Genomic DNA, 26,983 nt, shown 5'->3' on the forward strand with positions numbered 1-26,983 from the left:
ATTTGACTAATTTATTCTAAACAAAAAATTATTTATTCACGAAGTTAATACAGGGTTATCCACAGCCAAGACAGCGGTCCTTGTGTCGGTCCTTCTCTTTGATTTTCTGCTGAATGTAACATCTATTCTGCCCAAAAACAAACCTGACCAGCCCACTTGGTTGATCATGGTTTCGTGGCCGTTTTCGTGTCGCAACACCTCTGGCTTGTCCATGAAGGTATGGGTGTGTCCTCCCAGTATCAGGTCGATGCCACTTACCTGCGTCGCCAGTTTGTGGTCGTCTATTTTTTCGGTGTCGTAGCTGTAGCCGAGGTGCGACAGACAGATAACCAGATGGCATTTCTCCTGCTCCCGCAGCACCTGCACCATTTCGCGGGCTTTCTCCACAGGGTCCAGGTATAGGGTTTCGCCGTACATATTCTTGCTCACCAGGCCATCCAGTTCTATACCCAGGCCAAACACACCTACCCGAACACCTTGCTTCTCGAACACCTTGTAAGGCTGAAAACGACCTTTGAGGATGGTATTGGAGAAGTCGTAGTTAGCCGTGAGAAACGGGAAACCAGCCAGCGGCAGCTGCTTTTGCAGTCCTTCCAGCCCGATATCAAAGTCGTGGTTGCCGAGCGTGGCAGCGTCGTACTTCATCTGGGTCATGAGTTTGTATTCAAGCTCCCCTTCAAAGAAGTTAAAGTAAGGCGTGCCCTGCCAGATGTCGCCGGAGTCAAGCAAAAGCACGTTGGGTTCCTGCTGTCGGATGTTTTTGATCAAGGTAGCACGACGGGCCATACCGCCCATGCCGCCATACTTGCGCCCGTCATCCGGAAAAGGGTCGATGCGTGAGTGCTGGTCGTTGGTGTGCAGGATAGTCAGCCTGATACCATCGCGGGCGGCCTCAGCCGAAAACGGCATTCCCAGCATGCTTATACCTGCCACGCCGAGGGCCGTGTGCTTCAAAAAGTCTCTTCTCTTCATGGTCAGGTATGGCTTATGGAATGACAGTCACACGCTTACCAACCGGAGCAGTTACCTGCTTGCCAGCCGCCGTGAGCTGCTGTATCTGCTGGTGAATGGCATCGCGGAGCAAGAGGCCCAGCTTTTCGTATTTCAGCGGATTCTTGAGCATGTCCAGTTTATCGCCTCCGCCAGCCAGGTAGTCGGAGGTAAGCAAGGTATAGCTTTTATTCGGGTCGAAAGGCTGGCCTTTGATTTTGATATCCTGTGCCTTGCCGTTAGCTACAGTATAGGTCGCATTGCCGATATAGATGATCTTGCGGGCAGCGGCATCGTCGAACAGCTGCTGCACGGCCTTGCCGTTCAGGGTGAGCACCACCATCTCGTTCTCGAAAGGCATCAGCTCAAAAATATGGCCGGTTGTGATATTACCCTGCGGCAGCGGCACACGCAGTCCGCCCTCTGTTGTTACTGACAAATCGATCGGCTTCCCGTAGATCGGTTCGCTTTGGGCCAGTTGCAGGTCCACTACAAAATTGCCGAGCGGCGATTCGTACTCACCTTTGCCCAAAGCCACTGGTGCCGTGCCCACCACCTCCGACATTTTCTCGGTCACTTCCTCACGGTAAGGAGCCACTAGCGCCTCCACAGCCGGATCGGCTGCGATGGCCTTGTCAACGGCTATATCCGTTTTGTCCAGACTAGCCGAGGGTTGCAAAGGTCGCTGGCAGGCGACCAGACTCAGCGCCAGAGCTAATCCGGAGATGTATTTTAAATAGGGGCGGTTCATGGGTACTGCTGTAATTATCCCCAAAGTTATCAACATTGTCCGGCACAGCCAAGCCTGTGTTATAATTATAATTTTGCTTTCGCAGGAAGCATTTCGCTCCTCACTGTCTCACAATTACATCCAGAAAATTATATATTGCATTGAATATCATATTAGTGCCTATGCGATCATACCTCTACTCTATTTTACTCTTACTGGCTTGTATTTTTAGCAGCACCCGGGCCGAAGCTACTCATTGGCGCGGTGGTTTCATCAACTATACCTTAGACGAGCAAAATCCGCTGAAAGCATTTTTTACAATGACTGTTTATACGAAGTCGAGCTCACCTGCTGATGAACCTTTTGTATACATCCACATGGGAGATGGAAACATTGTGAAAGTTAACCGCTTTTCAGAAACTCCTATTGAGTATGATGTGAACTTAAACATCTATAAGTGGGAGTATACCTTTCCAAGTGCCGGCACCTATACAGCTGTCTTTAATGGTGAAAACAGGAATAATGGCATACTAAACCTGGCTACACCTACAGATCAGATCAGCTTCGCGATTGAAACAACAGTAAAGATCAACCCGCTGAATTCGAACCGGCACGGGGTGCAGATAAAACAAACACTCTCTATCATAGCCTATCCAGACACTCCTTTGCGCTTTAATCTGTTGGCTTACGACCTCGATGGTGATAGCCTGGGTTATGAACTCATTGCCCCATTATACCGGAATACTCAGGGAGTCATCACATCTGCACCAGGCTATACCGCCCCGGCAGGCTTCGGAATAAACCAGTTCGGAGAGATTTACTGGGAAAAACCAAGCAGGGTAGGCGAATACAATTATGCCGTGCGGATTACTCAGTATCAGAAAGGAGTGGCTGTGGGCCATACAGTGTTTGATATGCAGTTCCTGGTACTTGCAAACAATACCATTTATGGAATACCTCAATTCACACTAGTAAATAAAGACGAGTTGACCTTTCTAAAAGACGGCAGATTGCTTGTAAAGCCAGGGGAAAAGGTAAAGCTACAGCTTGATTTTTTACAGCCGGTTAGCAAAACCTGGGATAGTGAGCTGAAGGAAAAAGGTATCGAAGACATTTCTTTTCAAGATATCGATCCTTTTGTTACTGAATTCTCTTTCACTGCCACAAAAGACCTGATGCGGAGACAAGCTTACGGTATTAATTTTAACTATGGTTACCGTGAGTCTCACATACCGACTATCTACAATGCAACCTTTACACTTCCCATTTTGATCTGGGAGCCAGACCCATTGGAATTATTGCTTAATGAGACAGAAGACTTGGCTCTTACTTCGGAAGGCCACATCAGCAGCAAGCCCGGTACAACGACAAAACTATTAATATTCGCTAAAAACGGACTCGGGCATGACCCTGAGCTGACTGTGGAGAGCGACCTGAGTACAAATGCTGAGCTTTTCAGCTTCTTCACACGCGACTCAGCTGACAGCAAAGTGGGCGAACTGATCTTCAAGCCTTCTGTAGATCAGGTTAGTGCAAGCCCTTATACCATTACAGTACGTGGCACTTCCATGCAGCTGCGCACCGCTGCTTCGGACACCGAAACACAGGAGCTTACGTTACGGGTGCTTGTGTCTGCGCCTGCCCCTACTTCTTCAGGCAAGGCTCTTGCCGATGGCGGTGTACAGGTATACCCTAATCCGGTGAAGGAATTGATCACCGTCAGTACGCGACAGCCAAACAGCACTTTTACCTTGTATACAGTAGATGGTCGGGTGGTTTACCGGGCACAGCTTGTAAGTGGCGACAATCTGCTTAGCCGTCCAGCCAAACTTCGTCCCGGCCTTTATACCTATACCGTTGGTAACAATGAAAATTTGAGCGGACGAGGGAAACTTTTGCTGCAATAGAGGTAGCTAAGCAGGTATAGCAGAGAGCTTTAATCAATGAAATAAATACAAAAATTCACAATATTATTACAATAATAGCGTATTATAATTTTACTATTATATTTCACAGCTCTTTAACCTTATACCTATGAATATCAAACCTTTACTTAGCATAATAGTCCTGCTTCTGTTGCCGGCACTAGTACAGGCCACACACATCTACAGCGGCTACATCAGTTACACGGTGGACCCACAGAATCCACTAAAGTATAATTTTGTACTGACGATTTCTGCTTTCTCCCATTCCCCTGCCGATGAATCTGTAACCATAATGGCAATGGGTGATGGCAATGAGGTAAAAGTCTTAAGAAATGAGATCATCCGCACAAGCCGGCACTACACAACACAGATCTTTAAGTGGACCCATACCTATGAAACGCCTGGCAACTACCTGGTGCATTACGACAGCGAAAACCGAAATGGGGGCATTATCAATATTGATGGAATATCAGATCAGTTATCTTTTAACGTCTATACCCGCGTGAAGGTCGGAGTCACGCCACAAAACCTAAACGGGGCTAAACTGGCAGGCTCACCCATCATCGATGCCTTTGTCGGTGAGCCTTGGACACATAATTTACTAGCCTATGATACGGATGGAGATTATCTGATGTATAAACTGGTGACGCCCCGACACAGAAACCAAGCCGGGCAATCAGCTGAGATTCCTAATTACACCAGACCTATTGGGCTTATCATAAATGAATTTGGTGAAATGCGCTGGCTAAGTCCTGCTCAGAAGGGCCAATACGCTATAGCAGTGCTCATAACAGAGATGCGCGATGGGCGGGAAGTAGGTTCTATGCTAGTTGATTTCACCTTGAATGTATTTGAGCGCTCCCGGCAGCCCAGCATAAGTCTCCTGAACAAGGACCGCTTAACAATTAGTGAGGACGGATCTATCCAGACCTGGCCAGGTCAGCCGGTGAAGTTGGAGTTCTACCTGCGCGAAAGCCCTGATAGTGAACACCCTTTAACTGCCAAAGCTTTTGGGGAAGTGGATACACTGCAGCTAGTCCAAACCTCCACACACTACCGGGATACGCTTGGTGGCTTTGCCGTGACGTATACCTTCACGCCTTCTGCTGATATGGAGCGTACAGAGCCCTATTTAATGGGCATGCGAGCCAGACAAATATACAACGCACTCGATCAGAATTATTCACGGGATGTTGAATTCAATTGGGCCTTTGCCTACTTCTACGTAGGAGAGCAACGGCGCCCACTTTCCTCCGGCGACAATTTCCCTCCTGAAAGACTGAAGCTATACCCGAACCCGGCACGGGGCGAGTTCACCTTCGAGGCACCCGACCTGCCGGGCCTCCACCTGCTAGTGCGCGACATCACAGGCAAGGTGGTGGCAAGCTATGCCCTGAGGCCAGGCAGAAACGACTTTACACGACCAGCCAAGCTGGCCTCAGGGCTCTATACCTATACCATCACCAGCCAGCTCTCACCTATTGAAACGGGTAAGCTGGTGCTGCAGTAGTTTTAGAAATAAAAAAAAGCCTCCCCACCGATTGATGAGGGAGGCTTTTCTATACCTGTTTACAACTTACTTCTTACCCTTTCCTTCCATATAGTTTAAGGTCAGCGAAGTCAGCGTCTTCACGCCAAGCTTCAAGCCGCTTTCATCGATAAAGAAATCAGGTGTATGGTGCGGTGCTACCTCTTCCGGCTTCTTACCTTTTGACATGCCTCCTACAAACAAAAACAGACCCGGGATCTTCTCCTGGTAAAAAGCAAAATCCTCGGCACCGGTCACGGCTTTGGCCAGCACCACTTTGTCGCGGCCTGCTACGGTATGTAAGGTAGGCAGCATGCGCTCCGTCAAAGTCGGATCGTTGTAAGTAACCGGTGTCTGAGGGATGATCTCTACCTCGGCTACAGCCCCACTGCTCTCCGCTATTTTGGTGGCAGTGAGGTTGATCTTCTCGTGCAGCTTCTTCTGCATTTCCGCGTCCAGCGCCCGGATGGTGCCTTCCATCAGCACCTCCTCCGGAATGATGTTGTTGCGCACACCACCGTGGATGCTACCTACCGTAATCACGGCGGCACCTTCCGGTAACTGTGTCTGACGGCTGATGATGGTCTGCAGACCGTTGATGATCTGCGCCGAAACAACGATCGGATCTATGCCTGACCAGGGATAAGCGCCATGCGACTGCTTTCCTTTTACTTTGATGCGGAAGATGTCGGCGCTGGCCATGGTTCCGCCAGGGGTATACTTGATGGTGCCTACTTCGGTCTGTGAGTTGATGTGCAGACCAAAGATCACTTCCGGCTTGGGGCCTTTGTCCAACACGCCCTCTTTTACCATCAGGGCGGCACCGCCTTCCTCGCCTATCGGGGATCCCTCCTCCGCTGGCTGGAAGATAAACTTCACCGTTCCTTTCAGGTCGTTTTTCATACCTGCCAGTATTTCAGCGGCACCCATCAGCATCGCAATGTGCGTGTCGTGGCCGCAGGCGTGCATCACGCCTACTTCCTGTCCGTTGTATGTACTGCGCTCTTTCGAGGCAAAGGGTAGGTCCACGCGCTCGGTTACAGGCAAGCCATCAATATCAGCACGCAGGGCTACTACGGGGCCAGGCTTCCCGCCTTTCAGGATGCCCACCACGCCGGTATGGGCTACACCGGTTTGTACCTCCATACCTAGCTTGCGCAGGTGGGTGGCAATCTTCTCGGCTGTTTTGGTTTCGCGGTTGCCCAACTCGGGGTATTGGTGAAAGTCGCGACGCCACTCGATCACCTTTGGCTCCAGTTTGTCGGCCATGGTATTGGCCTTTGCCAGTAGCTTAGAGTCCTGCGCAAAAGCAGGTATAGTAGCGAACAGACCGAGGCAAAGCGGCAAGGCCCGGCGAAGCAAGGGTTGAGATATCTTCATGGTTCAGGTATAACATTTAGCGAATACTAAAGCTACACATTTTGCGTGACCCAAACCAACAAAAGAGCATGGCACTACTCTTTTCGGCATAGAACCTGTTCATAGCATCCTGGCACGGGCAGCTACTTTACGCCAAGGCTGAAACTGATGGCACTGATTCTGTCACCAGAGCCCCTGTGAAGCAAGATCCCTTATACCTGCGCTCCTTTGTACACGTACAGTTATAAGCATGACCATAATACACCTGCACCTCGCCTATTTTTCATAAGCTGCCAGAGAAAGTATATATTTACAGACCAATAGTTACCAACTGGAACTTGTGCTATTAACGGCTTCTTCTTTATAGAAGCTATAAGAGATTCAGCCGTTTTATTTAACTCAGTCTCAAATGATACATACCCCTGCGAGGGCTTCCCTTTCTTATTGACTTTATTGGCAGGAGCGAGTATCAACTCCGCCTCTATAGGCTTAGTTTGTATATCACAAGACACAGGCATTCTAGGTATACAGTAACGCTGCATTAAGAAGTCGTTAAGCTCAAACCTATACCTTCCCTCTTTCATCTCGATCTTTAGTGTATCCCACAGCCTTCGTTTTTCCAACACCTTCTCATCATTTACCACTATATCAGTAAATGCTTTGCCTATTATTTTGCCACTTTCTTTATCATCCATCTGGATAACCTCATCAGCTGATCCGAAATTCTTCACATAGAATTCACGCAAGCGGCTGTACAGCTCCTGCTGTGATAGGCCTTCAGCTGTCACCACTTCAGAGTACACTATCTTTCCGCTATCATCTCTTGGAGGTGTGGACTGGGCAAAGGAGAAAAGAGGCAGGCAGATCAGAAAGGTGAGTAGTAGACTTTTCATAAGCTTGTAGTCACATTAAATACTAAGTTCAATTATTCTGCCCTGGTAAGGGTGGTTATGTGTTTGTGGATGTCTCTATCGAACCAGAGTTGGATACCTGGGAAGTTTTCATGGTAATGCTGCCCCTGTATCCAAGACTTCTCCCACACCAGCTTTTCAGAGTTCAGGGTAGTCACCTGAACCGTATCTGCATACCAGTCCTCCCCACGAATTAGGATAGTCTTTCCATTCAGCTCCTCTACACGGTAATTGCCGCTCCCACTTATGGGGCAATGGCATGTACCTTCACCGCTTATGACCGACGTTCTGTCATTTTGGAAAGTAAAGAAGCCCCGGCCGTACGTTTCTGTTTCGCGGGAAATTGTCTCCCCTTTCATAGTCAGGGCAATATCCTCCATGGTCTCGATCCGCCACTTACCGAGAATAAGGTTTTCAGGGGTAGGATTAGGCGCAGGTTCATCTTCCTTGCACGCGGTAAGGCAGAGGCCAAGCACAGCTGCAAAGAAGAAGGAAAATCGTTTCATGGGGTAAGTATAAGAAGAAGTGAATATAGGGTGCAAGGTATAAATAAAAAAGCCACCCTATTTAAGAGTGGCTTTAAGTTAGAGATTACGGGTTTACAGATCTCCACCCTGCGTCATAGCCTGCCCACCAGGCCGCTGCCTCCTCCGGTGTCAGGTTGGCAGGTTGGTCAGCGGAGGATCCATACGGTCTTCCGGCAGAGGCATCCATCCTGCCGAATCTGTATCCATCCTGATACCACCACACAGGGTCATTCATAGAGGCTTCAACTGAAGGAGCTGCCAATGCATCAACAAGAGGAGCACTTCCTACCAGCAGGAAAGCCAACATTGGAATGATAAGTTTTCTTTTCATAAGTATGTGGTTAAAATGAAACATGGGTGAAGCTCCACATAAAAATAGTCTTAAAAAAGGAAGGTTTAACACAAAAGGTAACATGTAAAGATCACGTTATGAACACTTACAATCTCCAAAGATGGCACTCAGTGGCCTCTAGGCCCGTAAATTCATGAATACTGTTGAGGTAGAAGTAACCTTGATACTGGTCCAGCCAGACAGGTATAGAACAGTCGTAGTTCTGCACGTCCTGCGCGGCCAACAGGAAATGTGGCGAAATGCCTTTGCACCTGTCGAGGATGCCCTGCAGCACACCGAAATAAGCCGGCAACAGGTTCTCGAAGCTAATGGGCGCAAACTCTGACCGTGCCAGGCTCAGCATATAGTCACGTCTCAGCACCGCTATTCTTGGCTCCACCTTCACCCGCTTCCAGTTGCCGTCCTGATCCTGCTCGAACATAGGCATATACAGCAGGCCGCCACGTTCCTCCGAAGCAGTAAATGGCAGCGTCACCAGGTCTTTCTCCTTCTCCAGCTGCTGGTCATCGATCACCAGGTAATGATCTCCCTGACCTCCCCTCTCATCAGCCTTATACCTGAACCAGCTTTTTTGCGCGAACTCACCGAACCTGTACTGTACCGGTACCGGGCCTACCTTTACCAGCTTGGCTGACCAGTCCAGTGCCTTGGCCTTGTTCACCTCCAGCTCACGAAATGGCACCAGCCGCATGGTATTGCTATAAGGGTCAAAGCTTGGCATCAGGTCGAAAATCGAGCGGATGGCCTTGAAGAAGTCCTTCTGTGAGATATCTGGCAGGTTCAGCTGATATGCTCTGTCGACAGATCGGCCATCTTTCGCAGCTTGCGCAGCACCTGCCAGTAAAGCGAAAGCGAAGAATCCTGAATCTCGTACTCGGTCATCAGCCAGTGCTCAAAGCGGCTTACCCATGCCTTGTCAAGATCCGAAGGCTTAGCTTTCGGGTCGAACTTAATCATCTTGGATACTGCCACCTGCATGTTGTTCACGTAGGAGTGCCCCTCAGTCCCGTTTGGCTTGCCTCGGTTCTTCTTGGCTTTGTAGTCCTCAGCCCATGCGTCGAAGTACTCCTGCACCGTCACTGGCCCTTTCTTCGCCTTCTTATCATTTGGCCGGATAATGCGCTTCAGGTCTTCGTCGGAAAGCTCTTCACCGTTATCAAGCTTTGCCCTGAACTCCTTCTGCACACGGCCGGCAATGAGCTGCAGGCGGTTGTTTATCTCGGAGGCGTACTTCTCTTTTCTGGCCAGCACTTTTTGATTATCATGGTGCCAGGCTTCCCGTAAAACACGCTCATGAGTGGAGGCGCGGAGCTCGTAGAGACCATTGGCGTGCACCCGGCAGTAGATGGAGCTCTTGCCTTTGGTGGAGGTGAAATTGTGGAGGTAGAACTGGCAGGAGATCATGTGCTATACTGTGACGTAGACTGTGACGCAAAGTATGCAACATATGCAGTTGTTCCAAGTGTTTACGACGCATAAATTTTAGCATAAAGGTAATTTCCGCGTCGCTAGCACGTATATTACCTGATAGCGTTTTATATTGCTATCTTTACAGGAAATAACACCCATACACGATGACTGACGAGCAGAAGCTATTCTCAGAATTCAAGCCGGCCACGGCAACCGATTGGGCGGAACGCGCAAAAAAAGACCTGCGTGAAACACCCCTCGAGAGCCTCACTTGGCAAACCTATGAAGGCATCACGATCAAGCCCTACTATACCCGCGAAGACTTTGAAAACCTGCCATTTGCGCAACATAAACCCGGAGACTTCCCTTTTCTGCGCGGCAATGCCGGCAGCGATAACAGCTGGCAAAACATCCAGAAGATAAAAGCGAAAGCCAATGGCAAAGCCGCCATCGACAAAGCGGCAGACGCACTGAGCAGAGGCGCCGACGGCGTTCATTTTGTAGTGGAAGATCCAGCGGCATTTGACCTTGCCTACCTGGCCGGGAGCATCGACCTGACGACACAGTCTGTCAGCTATACCTTGAGCAACGATCCGGCTGCGTTTCTAAAGAAGCTCTATACCTTGCTTTCCGCGCAGAACATCTCCCACCGCAACCTGAAGGGCTTCCTGAACTACGATCCGATGTCAGGCAAAGGGGTGCTGAGCGAAGCAGAAAGCAAAGCCATCACCACTGTGCTCGACCTGACCAAAGACAGCAGCGACTTTTACGGGATAACGGTATGCGGCACCAACTTCAGCAGTATCGGTGCTTCGCTTATACAGGAGGTGGCCTATACCTTGAGTGCCGCCGTGGCTTATACAGATCGCCTCACCACAGCTGGCGAGCCGCTTGAATCGGTGCTGCGCAACATGCAGTTTTGCATGGGTGCCGGTACCAATTACTTTTTTGAGATCGCCAAACTGCGAGCCCTGCGCCTGTTGTGGGCTGCCGTGGTGGAAGCCTATCAGGCAGAGCCGGCACTGGCCGCTAAGTTGCGCATCCACACGACAACCTCCAGCTGGTACCAGACTACGCTCGACCCTTATGTGAACATGCTCCGCGTGACCACTGAGGCCATGTCAGCGATTCTCTCCGGTACTGACTCCCTTACCGTACTGCCTTTCGACAGCACCTTCAAGGACTCCGATGAATTCTCGGAGCGCATTGCCCGCAACGTGTCCATCATCCTGAAAGAGGAATCTTACCTGGACAAGGCTGTGGACCCTGCCGCCGGCTCTTACTACCTGGACTCACTCACCAACGAACTGGCCTCTAAAGCGTGGGAGCTGTTCAAAGACGTGGAAGCACAGGGAGGTTTTGAAGCCGCTTATGACAATGGCTTCATCTTAGGCTCCATCACAGAAGTAAACCGCCAGAAGTTCCGCGACATTGCCACGGGCCGCATGGTGCTGGTGGGCACCAACAAATACCCGAATCCGAAAGAGAAGATCGAGTTCGACCCGGAGGAACTGATCCAGCGTGCCGATTTCGACACGACCCGCGCCGCCTACCCAACCGAGGTGATGCGTATGGCTACTGAACTGCACCTGCGCAAGCGCCAGCGCCGCCCGAGAGCAGTAGTGGCCGTCATTGGAAGCTCCGAGCGGCAGCATGTGAATGCTACTTTTGCAAAGGAGTTCTTCAGTTGCGCCGGCTTCGACACGGAATTGCAGCAATACAACGACCCACACGAGGCTGCCGACAGGTTATTGCATGCAGCTGCGGAGGTAGTGGTTGTGGCTACACCAGAAGAGACCTACGCCCGTGAGTTCGGACCAAGGCTGCGCGGCCACAAGGATAGGCCAACCATCATCATGGCTGACAATCCGCAGGAAATGAAGGACGAGATGGTAGCCAATGGCTATGACGAGTTCATCTTTGAAGATTGCGATATGTCTACCATTCTGGAGTTGGTGCAGAAAAGGCTATCCCGGGATGAGGACAGCAATGGGAACTAAGCACTTCGCTGCTACTCTCCTGCTCACAAGTATGTTGGCAGTTTCCTGCACAACACACACAGATAAAACTGTAAAAAACGAACGCATCGCTATGGCTGACGCAATATCAGAAGTAAAACAAGCCCTTGACGGGCAGGTGGCCGCCTGGAACAAAGGCGAACTGGAAAAGGCCATGGACTTTTACTGGGAGTCGCCGGACATGCTCTGGATCAGCCGCAACGGTACAGAAAAAGGCTGGCAGGAAGTGCTGGAGATGTTCCAGACTGACTTCACCGACCGCAGCAAAATGGGCGAGTATACCTACGAGCCTTTGCACATCGAGCAGGTAGGCCCGGAATCCGTGTACTACGTGTACCGCTGGAAGATCGACCTGCAGGATAAAAAGCTGATGGGCGGCGTATCGTCGCAGCTCTGGAAAAAGATTGGCGGACGCTGGGTCATCACCTCCGAGCACGCGAGCTAGGAAATGACTGAATTAGTGAATGAGTGATTGAGTGAATTAATTTTGAAATGTACCTCACTTACGATCTCATTCTGGACTATAAAGTAAAAAATGGATTTTGATGAGCGGATGAATTGACGAATACCTACTCACTCATTCACTCAATCACTCATTCAAAACTAACCAATGAAACCTGACTTTTCGAACATAGATATCAACAAGGTCGCTTCGGCGGAGCACGGCCCGAAAGACCCGTTGCAGCCGAAGGACTGGAAAACGGCCGAGCAGATTCCGCTCAAAAGCTACTATACCTCCGAGGACGTGAAAGGCTTCGAGCATATGGATTTTGCCGCTGGTCTGCCGCCATACCTGCGTGGGCCCTACAGCACTATGTATGTGCAGAAGCCCTGGACTATCCGCCAGTATGCCGGCTTCTCCACCGCCGAGGAATCCAATGCTTTTTACCGTCGCAACTTAGCGGGCGGTCAGAAAGGCCTCTCCGTGGCCTTTGACCTGGCCACGCACCGCGGCTACGACTCCGACCATCCGCGTGTGGTGGGTGACGTGGGCAAAGCCGGTGTGGCCATCGACTCGGTGGAGGATATGAAAATCCTCTTCGATCAGATTCCACTGGACCAGATGTCGGTATCCATGACCATGAACGGGGCCGTGCTGCCGATCATGGCCTTTTACATTGTGGCCGCCGAAGAGCAGGGCGTGACGCCGGAGCAGCTGAGCGGCACGATCCAGAACGACATCCTGAAGGAGTTCATGGTGCGCAACACCTACATCTACCCGCCGGAGCCGAGCATGAAGATCATCGCCGATATCTTTGAGTATACCTCGCAGAACATGCCACGCTTCAACTCCATCTCCATTTCGGGCTACCACATGCAGGAAGCAGGCGCCACCGCCGATATCGAGCTGGCCTATACCTTGGCCGACGGTCTGGAGTATGTGCGCACCGGTCTGAAAGCAGGTATGGACATCGACGTGTTCGCACCACGCCTCTCCTTCTTCTGGGCTATCGGCATGAACCATTTCATGGAAATCGCTAAAATGCGTGCCGCCCGTATGCTGTGGGCCAAGCTCATTCAGCAGTTCAACCCGAAGAACCCGAAATCGCTGGCGCTGCGCACGCACTGCCAAACTTCCGGCTGGAGCTTAACGGAGCAGGACCCGTTCAACAACGTGACCCGTACTTGCGTGGAGGCCTTGGCTGCTGCCCTGGGCGGTACCCAAAGCTTGCATACCAACGCACTCGACGAGGCCATCGCGCTCCCAACCGACTTCTCAGCCCGTATTGCCCGCAACACGCAAATATACCTGCAGCAGGAAACCAATATCAACAAAGTGGTGGACCCTTGGGGAGGTTCTTATTATGTAGAGGCCCTGACGCACGAGATCGCACACAAGGCCTGGGAGCTGATTCAGGAAGTGGAAGAACTCGGCGGTATGGCCAAGGCCATCGAGACCGGTTTGCCGAAGATGCGCATCGAGGAAGCCGCCGCCCGTAAGCAGGCCCGTATTGACTCTGGTAAAGATGTGATCGTGGGGGTAAACAAATACCGCCCGGACCAGATTCAGGAAATTGACATCCTCGACATCGACAACACGGCCGTACGCGAATCGCAGCTCCGCAGACTGGCGCAGGTAAAAGAAAGCCGCGACAACCAGGCCGTGGAAGAAGCACTCACAGCACTGACAGTTGCTGCCGAGTCAAATGAAGGCAACTTGCTGGAACTGGCCGTGAACGCCGCCCGCCACCGCGCTACGCTGGGTGAGATTTCTGACGCATTAGAGAAAATCTACGGAAGACATAAAGCAGTGATACGTTCTATATCAGGCATCTACTCTGCCGAGCTCTCCGACGACGAGAACTTCGAGCGGGCCAAGGTGCTGGCCGACCAATTCGAGGAAATGGAAGGCCGCCGACCACGCATCATGGTCGCTAAAATGGGGCAGGACGGGCATGACCGCGGTTCCAAAGTCATCGCCACCTCCTTCGCCGACCTCGGCTTCGACGTGGACATAGGCCCATTATTCCAGACACCGGCCGAAGTAGCCATGCAAGCCGCCGAAAACGACGTGCATGTGGTGGGTGTATCTTCATTGGCAGCAGGCCATAAGACACTGGTACCGCAGCTGATCGAGGAGCTCCGCAAGCTTGGTCGCGAGGACATCATGGTGATCGTAGGCGGCGTTATACCTGCCCAGGACTACGACTTCCTGTTCAAAGCAGGCGCTGCCGGTGTGTTCGGCCCGGGGACCATTATCTCAGTAGCCGCTCAGAACATTCTTGAGCAGTTGATCAGAAGGGTTGTGGAGTAGGTTTTAGCTTAAAGATTAGAAAGCTGCAGCTGACTTTGGTTGGTTGCAGCTTTTTTATTTCTGATCTGAAGTTCTTTCAGACACACTCCCTGTTCTGAAGGGTATACGGCACACCAGTACTTTGCCCAGGGCCTTTTTAAACCGTACCTTTGTAGTAATCACAAAACTCTGTTATGTCATCCAAGTCAACGAAATACCTCCTGCTTGGCCTAGCTGCCGCCCTCATCATCTACTTCGTCTACGACTCCTTTTCTCAACCCAGTGTCGATGACTTGGAAGGTGATTTCAAAGAAGTAGCCTTCTACCGTAACGAGAACAATACTGGCCCGATCGTCAGGATTTACGCAGTGACGGTTGCCGATACCTTGTGGCAGGAGATGGAGCAATACGGCAATTACATGCCGCATACCAAGTATGGCACCACACGAGTCTATTTCTTTCTGAACAACCAGCCAGTACCGGATCAGGTGCAGCCCGGACAACAGAACTTCGATCCGCAGTTTGCGCCCTATACCTTAGCCCGCTACGAGAAAGACGCCATGGGACAGGTATCGTTCGTGCGGCATCCATTTAGCCGTTAAATCACCTTTTTGTGTTGTTTTGACATTACTACTTATTGATAATTAAGTAGTAACCCCCATTTATTACCGGCATATTTCTGTAGCGCATCTTCAAATTAACCGTAAAAGAGAGGATGTGTAACTTAAAAACTATTATGCTATGAAAATGATTTGGAAAACAGCAGCTGCCTCTCTCTTTATAAGTTCGGCTCTTCTTATGTCCTCCTGCGGCGGAGAACAGGGTGATAACTCAGAAATGCCACCCGAAACCACGCAAGGCGACACACAGGAAACCGGCATAGAAGGTAACGGCTATGTCATGCCTGAAGATACTGCCGGAATGGGTACTACGACTGGTACTACAACGGGTACTACTACTGGTACGACCACAGGTACGACCACAGGCACTACCACTGGAACCACAACCGGCACAACGACCGGCACGACAACTACTGGAGGTACGACTGGCGGAACAACTACTGGTGGTACTACAACTGGCGGAACCACTACGGGAACTACGACCGGTTCTACAACAGGAACGACTACAGGTACTACAACGGGTACTACTATTGGAACAACCACTGGAACTACAACCGGTACTACTACTGGAACAACCACTGGAACTACAACCGGTACTACGACTGGTACGACCACAGGCACTACGACCGGTACGACCACAGGTACTACGACCGGCACCACTACGGGTACTACAACCGGCACGACAACCGGTACGACTACTGGTGGTACCAATACAGGCACAACAACTGGTGGCACCACGACTGGCACAACCTCTGGTAGTACCACAGGCAATTAATTATAACCATATTCTGGTTGCGGCACTTTCTTTATTGCCGCAACCAGAATATAATTCCCACAATTCACTACAACTGATAACAGACTATGAAAAAAAAATGGACCTCACTAACTGCCGGCCTATGCCTGGGCGTAGCTTCTTTGCTGTTAACATCTTGCGGGAACGAGAATCAGCAATCTGTACCGGATAATCAATCTATTGAAACCCGGGACATTAACAGCGACTCGTTGGAAGACAACCGGGTTGAGAATGCCAGTGGTGGTACAGGCACAGATGCCTCCGGCACCACCACAACCGGCACTACAAGCGGTAGCACCACAGGGGGCACCACTATGTAAACAACTGTAATTCAAACAGGTATAAAACTCAACAAAAAAGCGGGAGGCTCATCAGGCTGTCTCCCGCTTTTTTTATATTACAATAGTAACACTTTCAAGCGGACAGAACGCTTCATACAATTTCAAGATTTTCCTGCAGGTATTCAGGAAACAAATAATCTTCTCGGTTCAGAGCTTGTGTAATAGGTTGCATAATAGTATACTTGACCCCTTGCTTCCTTAATTCGTATGAATACAGATTCATATAAAATGCGCTGACCATGAAGCAAGGCAAATCAAAAAAATCATACTTCTTACTTAACCTGATTCTTTTGCTTTTATCTTATATTTTCGCTCCTTCCCCGGTACAGGCCCAGTACCGACCGGAGACCGACTTACAAGAGCTTTTTCGTGATGTGCAGCTCCTGCCTGTTTTCCCGGATTCAAAGACCTTTGCCGATTGTGTGCCTTTGCAGGAACCAGCGCACGTTTTGCAGGCTTACCGAGAGCAACGTGCGCAGCCTGGCTTCGATTTAAAGGAGTTCGTACTGGAGCATTTTCTGTTACCGACGCAGCCTTCTTCTAATTTCACAACCGATACCAGCCTCTCCGTAACAGCGCATATACGACAGCTCTGGCCTGTGCTCACCCGCATGCCTGATGAAAGTGGCGGTTCGCTACTTCCACTCCCCCATGCCTATGTGGTACCGGGAGGCCGTTTTCAGGAAATCTACTACTGGGACAGCTTCTTCACCATGCTGGGGCTGCAGGTAAGCGGCGAAAAAGCCCTGATCCAGCACATGGTCGATAATTTCACGCACCTCATCCATACCACCGGTCATATACCGAACGGCAACCGCAGCTATTACCTCAGCCGCTCCCAACCACCCTTTTATGCGCTGATGCTACACCTGCTCACCCAGGAGATGGGCCCCGATGTGTTGGTGAAATATGCCTCCGCGCTTCGCAAAGAATATACTTTCTGGATGGACGGTGCCGAGCAGCTTAGCCCTGCCAACCCGACTCACCGACGGGTAGTGCTTCTGCCGGATGGTAGCATCCTCAACCGCTACTGGGACGACCAACCGGCTCCGCGCCCCGAAGCCTATAAAGAAGACGTGCATATCGCGCAGGAGTCCGGAAGGCAGCCGGAGGAGGTATACCGCCACATCAGAGCCGCCGCCGAGTCGGGCTGGGACTTCAGCAGCCGCTGGTTCGCTGACAAGCAAAATCTGAGCACGATCCATACCACCGACATTCTGCCTGTGGATCTCAACTCGCTCCTCTTCCACATGGAACTGACACTGGCGGAAATGGCCGAACTGGAGCGCAGCCCTGCTGAGGCGCGTCTGTTCCGCCAGAAAGCCAAGGCCCGGCGCAAAGCGGTGCTCCAGCACATGTGGCACGAGGCAGACGGCTTCTTCTACGATTATGATTTTGTGCAGGGCACCACGACCAACATCCCGACACTGGCTGCTGTTTACCCGCTTTACTTTTGCATGGCGAAGCGCCGCCAGGCTGCTGCCGTGGCCGAACGCCTGCAGAGCGATTTCCTGAGGGCAGGTGGACTAGCTACTACCTTGGTGCACACTGACCAGCAATGGGATGCGCCGAACGGCTGGGCACCGCTGCAGTGGATGAGTATACAGGCACTGCGCAACTATAAGCACGAAGAACTGGCCCGCACTGTCGCAACCCGTTGGATTACCCTCGGCACTGAAGTACACGAAAACACAGGCAAAATGGTGGAGAAGTATAACGTAGAAAACCTCGAACTCGAGGCAGGCGGCGGGGAATATCCTAACCAGGATGGCTTTGGGTGGACTAACGGCGTTTTCCTCAAACTGCTATCGCTATACCCTGAATTACGCCCTATCGCTGAACGACAGCCTGCTATGTTGCAAAGCCGTTAGGCTATACCTGATCTACAGCGCAACTACAGGATAGGTATAGCGTTTTGCAAATCAGGTATAGCTGGCACTTGCTATACCTGATTTGCAGATTGATCCGGAAACTGGCACTCAGTTTGCAACAGGAGCGTTATATCTATAAAATCGCTTATGATGCAGTTTAGACATATCCTTGTAGCTACCACTCTGTTGCTGAGCACTTTCACAGCTTTTGCGCAGGGCGAGACAGCCAACTGGTACTTCGGCAAAGGAGCCGGATTGGTTTTTAGAGGCGATAGCGTGACGGCTTTGCAACATAGCAGACTGCACACCGAAGAGGGCAGCGCTACAATTTCCGACAAAGAGGGTAATCTGCTGTTTTATACCAACGGCATTACTGTTTGGAACAAGCACCACCGCGTGATGCCAAATGGCAATGGGCTGATGGGCATGAAGTCCTCCACCCAATCTGCCCTGATCATACCCAAGCCCGCTTCTGACAGCATCTTCTACATCTTCACGACGGACATACAGGCGCAGTCCAATGGCTTGCGCTACACTGTGGTGAACATGAACAAAGACGAGGGAAACGGCGCCATCACCGCCCGCAACGTGTTCATGATCGCACCGGCTACCGAGAAGCTCACCGCCATACGCCATAGCAACAACCGCGACTGGTGGGTGATCGCACACCGCTGGAACAGCAATGCCTACATGGCCTATCTGGTGACGGCTGATGGTGTGAACATGGAACCGGTGATGAGCAACGTGGGCACGGTGCATGGCGGCGCCCACCGAAAAGCGATTGGCTACCTGGTACCTTCTCCTGATGGCACCCGTCTGGCAGCTGCCTTGTGGGATAGCGACAGCAATTTCGAAGTGCTCCGCTTCGACCGTAGTACGGGTGAGGTATCGGACCCAATCCTGTTAAAAGGCTATGAAGAAGCCTATGGCGTGTGCTTTTCTCCGGATGGGACTAAACTCTACGGCACCGCCAACGGCAAAGGCGGCGGAAAGGCACAGATCATCCAATTTGACCTGCAGGCTGGTGACGAAGCCGCCATTGCCAAGTCTGCTGTAATAGTAGGAACTTCCGGCAGTCCGCGCATCGGTGCTATACAAATGGGCCCGAATGGCAGGATGTATGTGGCCCGTCAGGACAATATTCATCTTGGTGTGATCAACAAACCAAACGCATTGGGCAAAGAGAGCGGCTATGTAGACATGGGACTACACCTCGGTGGACGCAAAAGCGACCTCGGTCTGCCAAACTTCCCGCAAGGTATACGGTCTGGTGCAGCAAGGTCTGCTAATGTGAAGTAAGGTATAAGATAGGGATTAACGGAGCCGGGCAGTTTGTCCGGCTTTTTTGTTTCGTACAAATAGCTGGCTCGGTAACGCATAAATTCTAAATTTGTAATACAATCGATTCTATACCTAAAGCTATACCGCCTTGGCAAAACGTTTCAGCGCTGAAAAGTATGTAGAGGGCATCCTGGCCGGTGACCGGGTCATGTTGAGTCGCGCCATCACACTCGTGGAAAGCCGCCTGGCGTCGGACCTGGAGTTGGCGCAGGACGTTATCAACCAGGTGCTGCCACATGCGGGCAAGTCGGTGCGCATAGGTATAACCGGTGTGCCGGGCGTGGGCAAAAGTACTTTCATTGAAGCTTTTGGCAATCACCTGATTCAGGAGCAGGGCAAAAAGCTGGCTGTGCTTGCCATTGACCCGACCTCACAGCGCACAGGCGGCAGCATACTCGGCGACAAGACCCGAATGGAGTCGCTCTCCATTAATCCGCAGGCTTTTATCCGCCCCTCTCCTGCCGGCAAGTCGCTGGGCGGTGTTACCCGCAGCACCCGCGAATCCATCATCCTATGCGAAGCAGCCGGTTTCGACGCCATCATTGTGGAAACGGTTGGGGTAGGCCAATCCGAAACAGCGGTTCATGCCATGGTCGATTTTTTCCTGCTGCTCATGCTGGCGGGTGCCGGCGACGAACTTCAAGGTATAAAGCGTGGCATCATGGAAATGGCTGATGCGATTGCTATTACCAAAGCCGATGGCGAGAACGCCATGAAAGCCAAAGCCGCTCGCGCCGAGTACCAGAACGCCCTGCACCTTTACCCGATGGCTGCCTCTGGCTGGTTGCCTAAAGTGTCTGTATGTTCGGCGATAGAGCAAACCGGCCTCGACACCATCTGGCAAACCATAACCGAGTATCTGGAGCTAACCCAGCAGAACGGCTTTTTTGAGAAAAAACGTCACGACCAAAACCTGCAGTGGATGTATGAAGCCATACGGCAAGGACTGGAGGATAATTTCTATGCACACCAGCAGGTGAAGGACCAGCTGCCAGGTATAGCCGATCAGGTAATGGAAGGCAGGAAGTCGGCTTTTGCAGCGGCGTCGGAGCTGCTGAAACTGGTGTAGCAAAAAAAAACAGCCGGCACATCACTGCACAGGCTGCTCTTCATCAATAAGTAAACTTATCGGGCCTCTTCTAAAGTAACTTTGGCCCACTTGCAGATACCCCCCAGCGGAGGGTTAAACTTGTATACATTTATTTTGACGGACTGCACAAATGGAAACCGCTCATAGATCTTGTCGATGATCCGGTGCCCCAGGTGCTCCAGCAGGCGGGCCGGGACTTTCATTTCTTCCAGCGCCAGTGCGTACAGCACTTCGTAATTTACTGTCTCACCCAGGTCGTCGCTTTCGGCGGCACGTCTGAGATCGGTTTCGATGAGCAGGTCAATGCCGTACTTATTGCCGATCTTCTGCTCCTCGTCGTAAAAACCGTGGAAGGCGAAGAATTCCATCCCCTCCAATGCAATCTGTCCCATTAGCCTCTGACTAACCTATCTCGTCGAAGAAAGAACCTGCTGGTTTCGGCTGGCGGCTCTGTGCCCAGTCAGCCAGGCTATTGCGCGAAGGCTCTGTCATAGGCGGCTGAATCTCTGGCTGGTCAGGTTTTACAGGCTGTATCTCAGGTATAGGCTGCTCAATTTCAGGACCAGGTATAGTACCCGGGTAGTCCGGCTTTGGCGGCTCGATCTCCGGAGATGGCACGTCTGGCACAGGAGTAACCGGGTTCGGTATTTCCGGGTGCGGCTGCGTTACGTCCGGAGCCGGATCGCCAAATGGCTCATAACCATTGCTGCTGGCAATGGCAGGTGTATTGTTAACAGCTGTGGCCGTAGCCTCAGGCAGTTGTATAGGTCTGTTTGTCGCTGTTTCCATATCTTTCAGGTTACGCAGCAGCTCGGGCTGTTCTACCCGAAGTTCCGCCGCTCTTGAAAGAATACTGGCTGTACTGGCTTTAGGTTTTGACTTTGTTTTCTCAGCTTTCTCCAGCGCCTCGTTAGCCAGATTGCGCAGGTCACGCACCATGCTCTCGAGGTAGGACTCCATGCGCTGATAGTCCTGCTCCAGGGCTTTTACTTCCTGCTGCATCTCGTTAACCATTTGCTCAGCTTGTTTCTTACTATCCTCCAGCACCATACGGGCCTGGTTGCGGGCAGTGTTCAAAAGCTGATCGGCTTGCAGCTGCGCCTCCCGGATCTTAAGCTCCGACGACTTGTTGGCCTGCTCCAGAATGGAGTTACCTGTGTCTTCGGCCGTTTTCAGTGTTTTGTATAAAGAAGATTCCACCTCGCGCAGCTTCTGCGTCTCGCGGTGAGCCGCCTCCAGCTTGTTGCGAAGGTCTTTGTTCTCATCGAGCAACTTTTCCCACTGCTGCGATAAGGTCAGCAAAAAAGCATTTACTTCGTCCTTGTCAAGCCCTCTAAATGCCTTCTCAAATGTTTTTTGTCTGATTTCTAAGGGTGTAATCTTCATGATCCAAACTGAATTTTATATCCCACACCGAAATGGTGCGGTCATCACTACACGAAACTAACTGATTCTGATGAGCCGACCAAAATAATTTGTTGACCGAGGTGCCATGGCTCGCGTTTCGGACTTTGTCAATAACCTTGAGTAGTTTAAAGGTCTGCGCGTCCCATACTTTTATGGACTTATCCATGCTGCAGGTGGCGAAATAGCGTCCGTCCGGGCTGTAGGTTATATGATTGACGGTGTACATGTGGGCGATCACATAGCCACGCTCCTTGTATTTTTCCTGTACCTGCCATACCCGCAGGTGGGCATCGCGCCCCGATGTAAGCAGTAGCGTGCCGTCTGGAGAGTAAACGACTGTAAACACGGAGTTGGTATGTGCCGGCAGCTCATGTTTCAGTTCCATAGTGGTGGCATCAAACACGCGCACCAGGTTATCGCTATACCCGGCAGCCAACTCGTTGGTGGTCTTGTTGTAGGCCAGGCTGCGCACACTTTGGTCCGATTTGCGCACCATGCTGCGTAGTTCGAAGTCATCCGCCCCGACCACGGCTATACCTCCGTTGCCCAGTGCCACGTACACCTGCCCCGTTTCCGGCACATAGGCGATATCAAATATCGGCACTTTGGGCAGGGCTACCGACTTATGGATGGCTTTGCTCTTGAGGTCGATCACTTGCAGGCCTTCCAGGTTCTGCCCGATCAGCAGCAAGTTCCGCTCCGGTATAAACCGCAAGGCGTATACCGAGGTAGTGACCTTTGCTATCAGTTCACCGTTTTCGGGCTGTTGCAGATCCCAGGCGGCCACCATGCCGTCGCTGCCTGCTGAGTAAATGGTGGCAGGCGCAGCACCGCCCTCCAGGGTATACACACAATCGCGGTGACCTGTCAGGGTGGCGACTTTCTGTACTTGTATCTTGCTGGCCATCTCTTCTATCTGTTACGCTTAATTTTAGCTAAATTTACAACAATTGCGGCGAACCCTCTCGTTGCTGACCAAAAATTACCGCTATGCCGCTGCTCCAGACCCGCGAACTTGACGCCCATACCTTGCTGGGTGTGTGGCTTCTCGACGAAGCCCCGGAGGCACTGCGCCCCCTGTTGCCTGCACATCTTATACCTGACGGGGGCCTGAGTCAGGCACACCCGAGGCGGCAGCGCGAATGGCTGGCCAGTCGTGCGCTGGCTTACCAGTTGCTGCAGCAGTTCACCAGCGAGCCGCTGCCTTTGTTGCGCGACGCTACGGGCAAACCGGTGTTTGCAGGGGCTGAATTCCAGCTTTCCATCACACACTCCCCTCGTTTGGCGGCCGTCATTCTATCTAAAAAATACGATGTTGGCATAGATATTGAACAGGTAAGTGCAAAGGCGCTGCGGGTAGCCGACAAATTTCTGACTGAGCAGGAAAAGGTCTTTACCGCTGATGATGAACAGCAGACTTGTTTGTACTGGAGCGCCAAAGAAACTTTGTACAAGATGTACAGCCAAAAACAGCTTATTTTTAAGGAGAACCTTTTGGTGGAGCCGTCGCAGGGCCCTGAAAACAACCTATTGCAGGGGCACGTAATTACCGATAATTTTTCTAAATTGTACCAGATCCATCACGAAGTGCTTCACAACCACGTACTCACTTATAGTGTAGATCGATGATCCAACTTATACTCACCTAAACAAACAAACATGAAATATCTGGCTTCTTTTGTCGTAGCGCTGCTGGTCACGGCCAGTGTATTTGCGCAAGGCAGCTACCAGCTGGGCAGCAAAGTGGCTGACTTCTCCCTCAAGGACGGGCAGGGCAATGCTGTTTCGCTAAGCGATTTTGCGAATAGCAAAACGGTAGTAGTCGTGTTCACGGACAACCAATGCCCGTATGCTAAGCTCTACGAAAATCGTTTGGTGACGCTTTCGAGCACCTATGCGGCTCGTGGTGTGCAGTTTATATTTATTAACCCAGGTGTAGGCGCGGGCGAAGGCAGCGATACCAGACAGGATCTGGCGGCCAAGAATTACAGCTTCCCATACCTGGCAGACGAAGGCCAGCGCATCAGCCAGAAGTTCGGAGCCACTAAAACGCCCGAGGTATTTGTGCTGCACAACACAGGCAGTGACTTCGTACTGAAGTATAAAGGCGCGATAGATGACAGTCCGCAGGTAGAGAGCGGAGTACGCAACAATTACCTCAAAACCGTGATTGACGAAGTGCTGGCCAACAAAAACGTGAGCACCTCTGATAAGCGTGCGACCGGTTGTATGATCAAGCGCTATTAAGCAGATTGTAGCAAGCAGAACATGAGTCTTATTCACTCATTGCTAAAGACATCCCTGGGTATAGCAGAAAATTGATTCGCTATACCTGATACAATAAAAATAACAAAGGCCGATTCCTTACGGGATCGGCCTTTGTTATTTTTATACTGCAAAGCCTGGTAAAACCAGGCTTTGCTAAGCGTTATATCGTCGGATCCTCGTCTGTGATAGCTGTCAGGAGTTTGGTTACTTCCGTTGCCTTTTCCAGGTCGTTGGTCTTCTCAAACGAGAACGCCAGGTTGCGCAACGCCCTCTTTACGATCTCAATGTTAGAGCAGGGCTCATAAAAGATGTCCACCGGATTCAGGTTGAGCTGTACGATGTAATTGTCGATATCCGCCTTCGACAGCATCAGGCCCTTGTTGTACACGTTGATGTAAAACTGCACATCGCCCAACTTGTAGGTCAGGATAAAGAGGTTCGGCAAGTTCACGCCATACACAGGCATCCCCAATCGCTGCGCTATGGTCATGTAGATCACACAAAGCGTGAGTGGGTTTCCGCGCCTTGTCTCCAGCGCCAGGTGCATCATGGAGTTCGACGGTGAATGGAAATTCTTGGTATTGGCCGAGAACTTCTTTTCACGAAACAGCGAGTTGTTCAGAGACTTTACCTGGTCATAAGGGTGCATGTTCTCCTTCATATTCGTCCAGGCGTCGAAGTACAGCTGGTCCAGCCCTTTTGACAGAGTTGCCAGCTCCACATCCGGGTATAGGTAAGTGTTTACCAACCACATGCCCTCGACTAAGTCCAACCCTCCATGCTCTTTCCAGTCCTTGAGACGCTGCAAAAGGCCATCAAATTGCAAATTGTGGATCAGATCTTCGATTCGCTTCTGCAGGTCCGAGTTCAGAGTTTCCTCCCATTCCTCCTCCAGAAACGGAATAATGCTCTCCCCCAGCGACACAATCTTCTGCTCTACATGCGACGCGACCTCATAATCTATATCATCCAACAGCGAGATCAGCGCCTTTATCTCCTTCTTTGTCACAGAAATACTTAAAACTTAATCAGGTAATAAAATATTCATTATTGTACTCCAATCCGTAAGTTTCAGATGTCAATTCTGAAACTTTATTTGAGCACCAAGGCAATCACGTTTGAATGACGCCTACGTTATAAGGCTTCTCGATTGGCGCATGGTTGGCAGCTTCTATACCCATTGAGATGACTTTGCGCGTCTCTAGCGGATCAATGATGCCGTCAATCCACAGGCGGGCTGCAGCATAGTACGGCGACAACTCTTCGTTATATTTAGCCGTTATGCGCTCCAGCAATTCCTTCTCAGCCTCTGGCGTGATTTCCTCGCCCTTGGCTTTCAGGGCTGATACCTGAATCTGTAGCAGGGTGTTGGCTGCCGCTGCACCGCTCATTACTGCTAGTTGCGCCGATGGCCAGGCGTAAATCAGGCGCGGGTCGTAAGCTTTACCACACATGGCATAGTTACCGGCGCCGTAGCTGTTGCCCAGGATGATCGTAAACTTAGGCACTACTGAGTTTGCCATGGCATTCACCATTTTGGCGCCGTCTTTAATAATACCACCGTGCTCTGCCTTGCTGCCCACCATAAAGCCCGACACATCGTGCAGGAACACCAGTGGAATCTTCTTCTGGTTGCAGTTCATGATAAAGCGGGCCGCTTTGTCAGCTGAGTCGGAGTAGATTACGCCCCCCATCTGCATCTCGCCTTTTTTGCTCTTCACGATTTTGCGCTGGTTGGCTACTATACCTACTGCCCAGCCATCGATGCGGCCCAAGCCACAAATCAGCGTCTGGCCATAGAGGTCCTTGTAGGGCTCAAACTCCGAGTTGTCGACCAAACGGTGGATGATGTCCATCATGTCGTAAGGCTTAGTGCGGTCTGCTGGCAGCATACCGTAGATCTCCTTCTCGTCCAACTTCGGAGCGGCAGGCTCCACGCGGCTGAAACCAGCCTTCGGGTTCTCGCCCAGCTTATCGAAAATGGTGCGGATGTGATCCAGCGCCTCTTTATCGTCTTTGCACTTGTAGTCGGTCACACCTGATATTTCGCAATGGGTAGAAGCTCCACCCAGCGTTTCGTTGTCGATGCTCTCACCGATGGCAGACTTCACCAGGTATGAGCCGCCCAGAAATACAGAACCAGTGCCTTCCACGATCAGAGCTTCGTCGCTCATGATCGGCAGGTAGGCCCCACCGGCCACGCAGCTGCCCATGATCGCGGCGATCTGTACGATGCCCATCGAGCTCATCACCGCGTTATTGCGGAACATACGGCCGAAGTGCTCTTTATCCGGGAAAATTTCGTCCTGCATCGGCAGGAACACACCGGCACTGTCCACCAGGTATACGATCGGGAGTTTGTTCTCAATAGAGATCTCCTGGGCACGCAGGTTCTTCTTGGCCGTGATCGGGAACCAAGCGCCAGCCTTTACAGTGGCGTCGTTGGCTACCACCACGCATTGGCGGCCTTTGATGTAGCCTATACCTGTCACCACGCCGCCACTCGGGCAACCACCTACTTCCTGGTACATCCCTTCGCCTGCAAAGGCGCCTACTTCCAGGAACTCCGTTCCTTCGTCGAGCAGGTAGTCGATACGTTCGCGGGCTGTCATTTTACCTTTGGCATGCTCTTTTGCGATGCGCTTTTCGCCGCCGCCCAGGTGTACTTTCTTCAGTTTGCTTTTCAGCTGGAAACTCAGCTGTTTGAGAGAGTCTTCGTTCTTATTGAATTCGATATCCATGAAGGGGTTATTATAAATAAGGGGACT

26 protein-coding genes are annotated in these 26,983 nt (G+C 51.3%); 13 read left to right on the forward strand and 13 right to left on the reverse strand.

Annotated elements, in window-relative coordinates:
* Positions 1-36 precede the first annotated feature (36 nt).
* Positions 37-972 (reverse strand): bifunctional metallophosphatase/5'-nucleotidase, encoded by a 936-nt coding sequence (locus AC5FXQ_RS14990; protein WP_493603234.1) that lies wholly within the window; start codon positions 970-972, stop codon positions 37-39.
* Positions 973-985: 13 nt separating this feature from the next.
* Positions 986-1,741, reverse strand: coding sequence for a 5'-nucleotidase C-terminal domain-containing protein (locus tag AC5FXQ_RS14995; protein WP_493603235.1), 756 nt, complete (start codon positions 1,739-1,741; stop codon positions 986-988).
* Positions 1,742-1,902: 161 nt separating this feature from the next.
* On the opposite strand from AC5FXQ_RS14995, the gene AC5FXQ_RS15000 reads away from it, so the two are divergent.
* Positions 1,903-3,627, forward strand: coding sequence for a T9SS type A sorting domain-containing protein (locus AC5FXQ_RS15000; protein ID WP_493603236.1), 1,725 nt, complete (start codon positions 1,903-1,905; stop codon positions 3,625-3,627).
* Between the two features lie 127 nt (positions 3,628-3,754).
* Entirely contained in the window at positions 3,755-5,155 is a 1,401-nt protein-coding gene (locus AC5FXQ_RS15005) for a T9SS type A sorting domain-containing protein (RefSeq protein ID WP_493603237.1), read from the forward strand.
* A 66-nt stretch (positions 5,156-5,221) separates the two neighbouring features.
* On the opposite strand, the gene AC5FXQ_RS15010 is transcribed toward AC5FXQ_RS15005, so the two are convergent.
* The 6 genes from AC5FXQ_RS15010 to AC5FXQ_RS15035 form a co-directional block, all read right to left on the reverse strand.
* Positions 5,222-6,553, reverse strand: coding sequence for an amidohydrolase (locus AC5FXQ_RS15010; RefSeq protein WP_493603238.1), 1,332 nt, complete (start codon positions 6,551-6,553; stop codon positions 5,222-5,224).
* A 221-nt stretch (positions 6,554-6,774) separates the two neighbouring features.
* A complete protein-coding gene (locus tag AC5FXQ_RS15015) occupies positions 6,775-7,425 on the reverse strand; it encodes a DUF4468 domain-containing protein (RefSeq protein WP_493603239.1) in 651 nt (216 codons plus the stop codon).
* A 32-nt stretch (positions 7,426-7,457) separates the two neighbouring features.
* Positions 7,458-7,949, reverse strand: coding sequence for a lipocalin-like domain-containing protein (locus AC5FXQ_RS15020; RefSeq protein WP_493603240.1), 492 nt, complete (start codon positions 7,947-7,949; stop codon positions 7,458-7,460).
* Positions 7,950-8,034: 85 nt separating this feature from the next.
* Positions 8,035-8,301, reverse strand: a complete 267-nt coding sequence (locus AC5FXQ_RS15025) for a hypothetical protein (RefSeq protein ID WP_493603241.1) — start codon at positions 8,299-8,301, stop codon at positions 8,035-8,037.
* Between the two features lie 106 nt (positions 8,302-8,407).
* Positions 8,408-9,013 (reverse strand): hypothetical protein, encoded by a 606-nt coding sequence (locus AC5FXQ_RS15030; protein WP_493603242.1) that lies wholly within the window; start codon positions 9,011-9,013, stop codon positions 8,408-8,410.
* An 89-nt stretch (positions 9,014-9,102) separates the two neighbouring features.
* Complete coding sequence (locus tag AC5FXQ_RS15035; protein WP_493603243.1) at positions 9,103-9,726, reverse strand: phage integrase SAM-like domain-containing protein; 624 nt, start codon at positions 9,724-9,726, stop codon at positions 9,103-9,105.
* 170 nt (positions 9,727-9,896) lie between these two features.
* Here AC5FXQ_RS15035 and AC5FXQ_RS15040 point away from each other — a divergent pair, with 170 nt between their 5' ends.
* The 9 genes from AC5FXQ_RS15040 (at position 9,897) to meaB (ending at position 20,519) form a co-directional block, all read left to right on the forward strand.
* The gene (locus tag AC5FXQ_RS15040; protein WP_493603244.1) at positions 9,897-11,732 is read left to right on the forward strand and encodes a methylmalonyl-CoA mutase family protein; all 1,836 of its coding nucleotides are present in this window, start codon (positions 9,897-9,899) and stop codon (positions 11,730-11,732) included.
* A gap of 91 nt (positions 11,733-11,823) precedes the next feature.
* On the forward strand, positions 11,824-12,195 hold the full coding sequence (locus tag AC5FXQ_RS15045) for a YybH family protein (protein ID WP_493603245.1): 372 nt from the start codon (positions 11,824-11,826) through the stop codon (positions 12,193-12,195).
* 165 nt (positions 12,196-12,360) lie between these two features.
* Positions 12,361-14,505, forward strand: a complete 2,145-nt coding sequence (gene scpA, locus AC5FXQ_RS15050) for a methylmalonyl-CoA mutase (RefSeq protein ID WP_493603246.1) — start codon at positions 12,361-12,363, stop codon at positions 14,503-14,505.
* A gap of 173 nt (positions 14,506-14,678) precedes the next feature.
* On the forward strand, positions 14,679-15,086 hold the full coding sequence (locus AC5FXQ_RS15055; RefSeq protein WP_493603247.1) for a hypothetical protein: 408 nt from the start codon (positions 14,679-14,681) through the stop codon (positions 15,084-15,086).
* A 139-nt stretch (positions 15,087-15,225) separates the two neighbouring features.
* On the forward strand, positions 15,226-15,879 hold the full coding sequence (locus tag AC5FXQ_RS15060) for a hypothetical protein (RefSeq protein WP_493603248.1): 654 nt from the start codon (positions 15,226-15,228) through the stop codon (positions 15,877-15,879).
* 86 nt (positions 15,880-15,965) lie between these two features.
* On the forward strand, positions 15,966-16,217 hold the full coding sequence (locus AC5FXQ_RS15065; RefSeq protein WP_493603249.1) for a hypothetical protein: 252 nt from the start codon (positions 15,966-15,968) through the stop codon (positions 16,215-16,217).
* A 311-nt stretch (positions 16,218-16,528) separates the two neighbouring features.
* Positions 16,529-18,109 (forward strand): alpha,alpha-trehalase TreF, encoded by a 1,581-nt coding sequence (gene treF, locus AC5FXQ_RS15070; RefSeq protein ID WP_493603250.1) that lies wholly within the window; start codon positions 16,529-16,531, stop codon positions 18,107-18,109.
* Positions 18,110-18,256: 147 nt separating this feature from the next.
* A complete protein-coding gene (locus tag AC5FXQ_RS15075) occupies positions 18,257-19,408 on the forward strand; it encodes a TolB-like translocation protein (protein WP_493603251.1) in 1,152 nt (383 codons plus the stop codon).
* 130 nt (positions 19,409-19,538) lie between these two features.
* Positions 19,539-20,519: a methylmalonyl Co-A mutase-associated GTPase MeaB gene (meaB, locus tag AC5FXQ_RS15080; RefSeq protein WP_493603252.1), complete on the forward strand. Its 981-nt coding sequence runs from the start codon at positions 19,539-19,541 to the stop codon at positions 20,517-20,519.
* Positions 20,520-20,575: 56 nt separating this feature from the next.
* Here meaB and folB read toward each other — a convergent pair whose 3' ends face one another.
* The 3 genes from folB to AC5FXQ_RS15095 are packed head-to-tail and all read right to left on the reverse strand — an operon-like array spanning position 20,576 to position 22,854.
* Entirely contained in the window at positions 20,576-20,932 is a 357-nt protein-coding gene (gene folB, locus AC5FXQ_RS15085; RefSeq protein WP_196114369.1) for a dihydroneopterin aldolase, read from the reverse strand.
* A 10-nt stretch (positions 20,933-20,942) separates the two neighbouring features.
* Positions 20,943-21,926, reverse strand: coding sequence for a DivIVA domain-containing protein (locus AC5FXQ_RS15090; RefSeq protein WP_493603253.1), 984 nt, complete (start codon positions 21,924-21,926; stop codon positions 20,943-20,945).
* Positions 21,886-22,854, reverse strand: coding sequence for a WD40 repeat domain-containing protein (locus tag AC5FXQ_RS15095; protein WP_493603254.1), 969 nt, complete (start codon positions 22,852-22,854; stop codon positions 21,886-21,888). Before AC5FXQ_RS15095 ends, AC5FXQ_RS15090 begins: the two co-directional genes overlap by 41 nt.
* 83 nt (positions 22,855-22,937) lie before the next feature.
* Between AC5FXQ_RS15095 and AC5FXQ_RS15100 the strand changes: the two genes are divergently transcribed.
* Together AC5FXQ_RS15100 and AC5FXQ_RS15105 are read left to right on the forward strand one after the other, a co-directional pair.
* Complete coding sequence (locus AC5FXQ_RS15100; protein WP_493603255.1) at positions 22,938-23,576, forward strand: 4'-phosphopantetheinyl transferase superfamily protein; 639 nt, start codon at positions 22,938-22,940, stop codon at positions 23,574-23,576.
* Positions 23,577-23,606: 30 nt separating this feature from the next.
* Positions 23,607-24,194 carry a thioredoxin family protein gene (locus AC5FXQ_RS15105; protein WP_493603256.1) on the forward strand — a complete coding sequence of 196 codons (588 nt, stop codon included), beginning with the start codon at positions 23,607-23,609 and terminating at the stop codon, positions 24,192-24,194.
* 181 nt (positions 24,195-24,375) lie between these two features.
* Here AC5FXQ_RS15105 and AC5FXQ_RS15110 read toward each other — a convergent pair whose 3' ends face one another.
* Together AC5FXQ_RS15110 and AC5FXQ_RS15115 are read right to left on the reverse strand one after the other, a co-directional pair.
* Positions 24,376-25,224 (reverse strand): transglutaminase-like domain-containing protein, encoded by an 849-nt coding sequence (locus tag AC5FXQ_RS15110; protein WP_493603257.1) that lies wholly within the window; start codon positions 25,222-25,224, stop codon positions 24,376-24,378.
* Between the two features lie 103 nt (positions 25,225-25,327).
* A complete protein-coding gene (locus AC5FXQ_RS15115) occupies positions 25,328-26,956 on the reverse strand; it encodes an acyl-CoA carboxylase subunit beta (RefSeq protein ID WP_493603258.1) in 1,629 nt (542 codons plus the stop codon).
* Between the last annotated feature and the right edge of the window lie 27 nt (positions 26,957-26,983).

The sequence above is a fragment of the Pontibacter sp. LHS1 genome (assembly GCF_058932855.1).

Bases quoted from the DNA above. Each gene is read 5' to 3' on its own strand.
- AC5FXQ_RS15005 (WP_493603237.1), top strand. From the start codon at position 3,755: ATGAATATCAAACCTTTACTTAGCATAATAGTCCTGCTTCTGTTGCCG.
- AC5FXQ_RS15020 (WP_493603240.1), bottom strand. From the start codon at position 7,949: ATGAAACGATTTTCCTTCTTCTTTGCAGCTGTGCTTGGCCTCTGCCTT.
- AC5FXQ_RS15055 (WP_493603247.1), top strand. From the start codon at position 14,679: ATGTCATCCAAGTCAACGAAATACCTCCTGCTTGGCCTAGCTGCCGCC.
- AC5FXQ_RS14990 (WP_493603234.1), bottom strand. From the start codon at position 972: ATGAAGAGAAGAGACTTTTTGAAGCACACGGCCCTCGGCGTGGCAGGT.
- AC5FXQ_RS15115 (WP_493603258.1), bottom strand. From the start codon at position 26,956: ATGGATATCGAATTCAATAAGAACGAAGACTCTCTCAAACAGCTGAGT.
- AC5FXQ_RS15030 (WP_493603242.1), bottom strand. From the start codon at position 9,013: ATGCGGCTGGTGCCATTTCGTGAGCTGGAGGTGAACAAGGCCAAGGCA.
- AC5FXQ_RS15040 (WP_493603244.1), top strand. From the start codon at position 9,897: ATGACTGACGAGCAGAAGCTATTCTCAGAATTCAAGCCGGCCACGGCA.
- AC5FXQ_RS15045 (WP_493603245.1), top strand. From the start codon at position 11,824: ATGGCTGACGCAATATCAGAAGTAAAACAAGCCCTTGACGGGCAGGTG.
- AC5FXQ_RS15065 (WP_493603249.1), top strand. From the start codon at position 15,966: ATGAAAAAAAAATGGACCTCACTAACTGCCGGCCTATGCCTGGGCGTA.
- AC5FXQ_RS15025 (WP_493603241.1), bottom strand. From the start codon at position 8,301: ATGAAAAGAAAACTTATCATTCCAATGTTGGCTTTCCTGCTGGTAGGA.
- AC5FXQ_RS15015 (WP_493603239.1), bottom strand. From the start codon at position 7,425: ATGAAAAGTCTACTACTCACCTTTCTGATCTGCCTGCCTCTTTTCTCC.
- AC5FXQ_RS14995 (WP_493603235.1), bottom strand. From the start codon at position 1,741: ATGAACCGCCCCTATTTAAAATACATCTCCGGATTAGCTCTGGCGCTG.
- folB (WP_196114369.1), bottom strand. From the start codon at position 20,932: ATGGGACAGATTGCATTGGAGGGGATGGAATTCTTCGCCTTCCACGGT.
- AC5FXQ_RS15095 (WP_493603254.1), bottom strand. From the start codon at position 22,854: ATGGCCAGCAAGATACAAGTACAGAAAGTCGCCACCCTGACAGGTCAC.
- AC5FXQ_RS15000 (WP_493603236.1), top strand. From the start codon at position 1,903: ATGCGATCATACCTCTACTCTATTTTACTCTTACTGGCTTGTATTTTT.
- AC5FXQ_RS15035 (WP_493603243.1), bottom strand. From the start codon at position 9,726: ATGATCTCCTGCCAGTTCTACCTCCACAATTTCACCTCCACCAAAGGC.
- scpA (WP_493603246.1), top strand. From the start codon at position 12,361: ATGAAACCTGACTTTTCGAACATAGATATCAACAAGGTCGCTTCGGCG.
- AC5FXQ_RS15105 (WP_493603256.1), top strand. From the start codon at position 23,607: ATGAAATATCTGGCTTCTTTTGTCGTAGCGCTGCTGGTCACGGCCAGT.
- AC5FXQ_RS15100 (WP_493603255.1), top strand. From the start codon at position 22,938: ATGCCGCTGCTCCAGACCCGCGAACTTGACGCCCATACCTTGCTGGGT.
- AC5FXQ_RS15090 (WP_493603253.1), bottom strand. From the start codon at position 21,926: ATGAAGATTACACCCTTAGAAATCAGACAAAAAACATTTGAGAAGGCA.
- AC5FXQ_RS15010 (WP_493603238.1), bottom strand. From the start codon at position 6,553: ATGAAGATATCTCAACCCTTGCTTCGCCGGGCCTTGCCGCTTTGCCTC.
- AC5FXQ_RS15075 (WP_493603251.1), top strand. From the start codon at position 18,257: ATGATGCAGTTTAGACATATCCTTGTAGCTACCACTCTGTTGCTGAGC.
- AC5FXQ_RS15060 (WP_493603248.1), top strand. From the start codon at position 15,226: ATGAAAATGATTTGGAAAACAGCAGCTGCCTCTCTCTTTATAAGTTCG.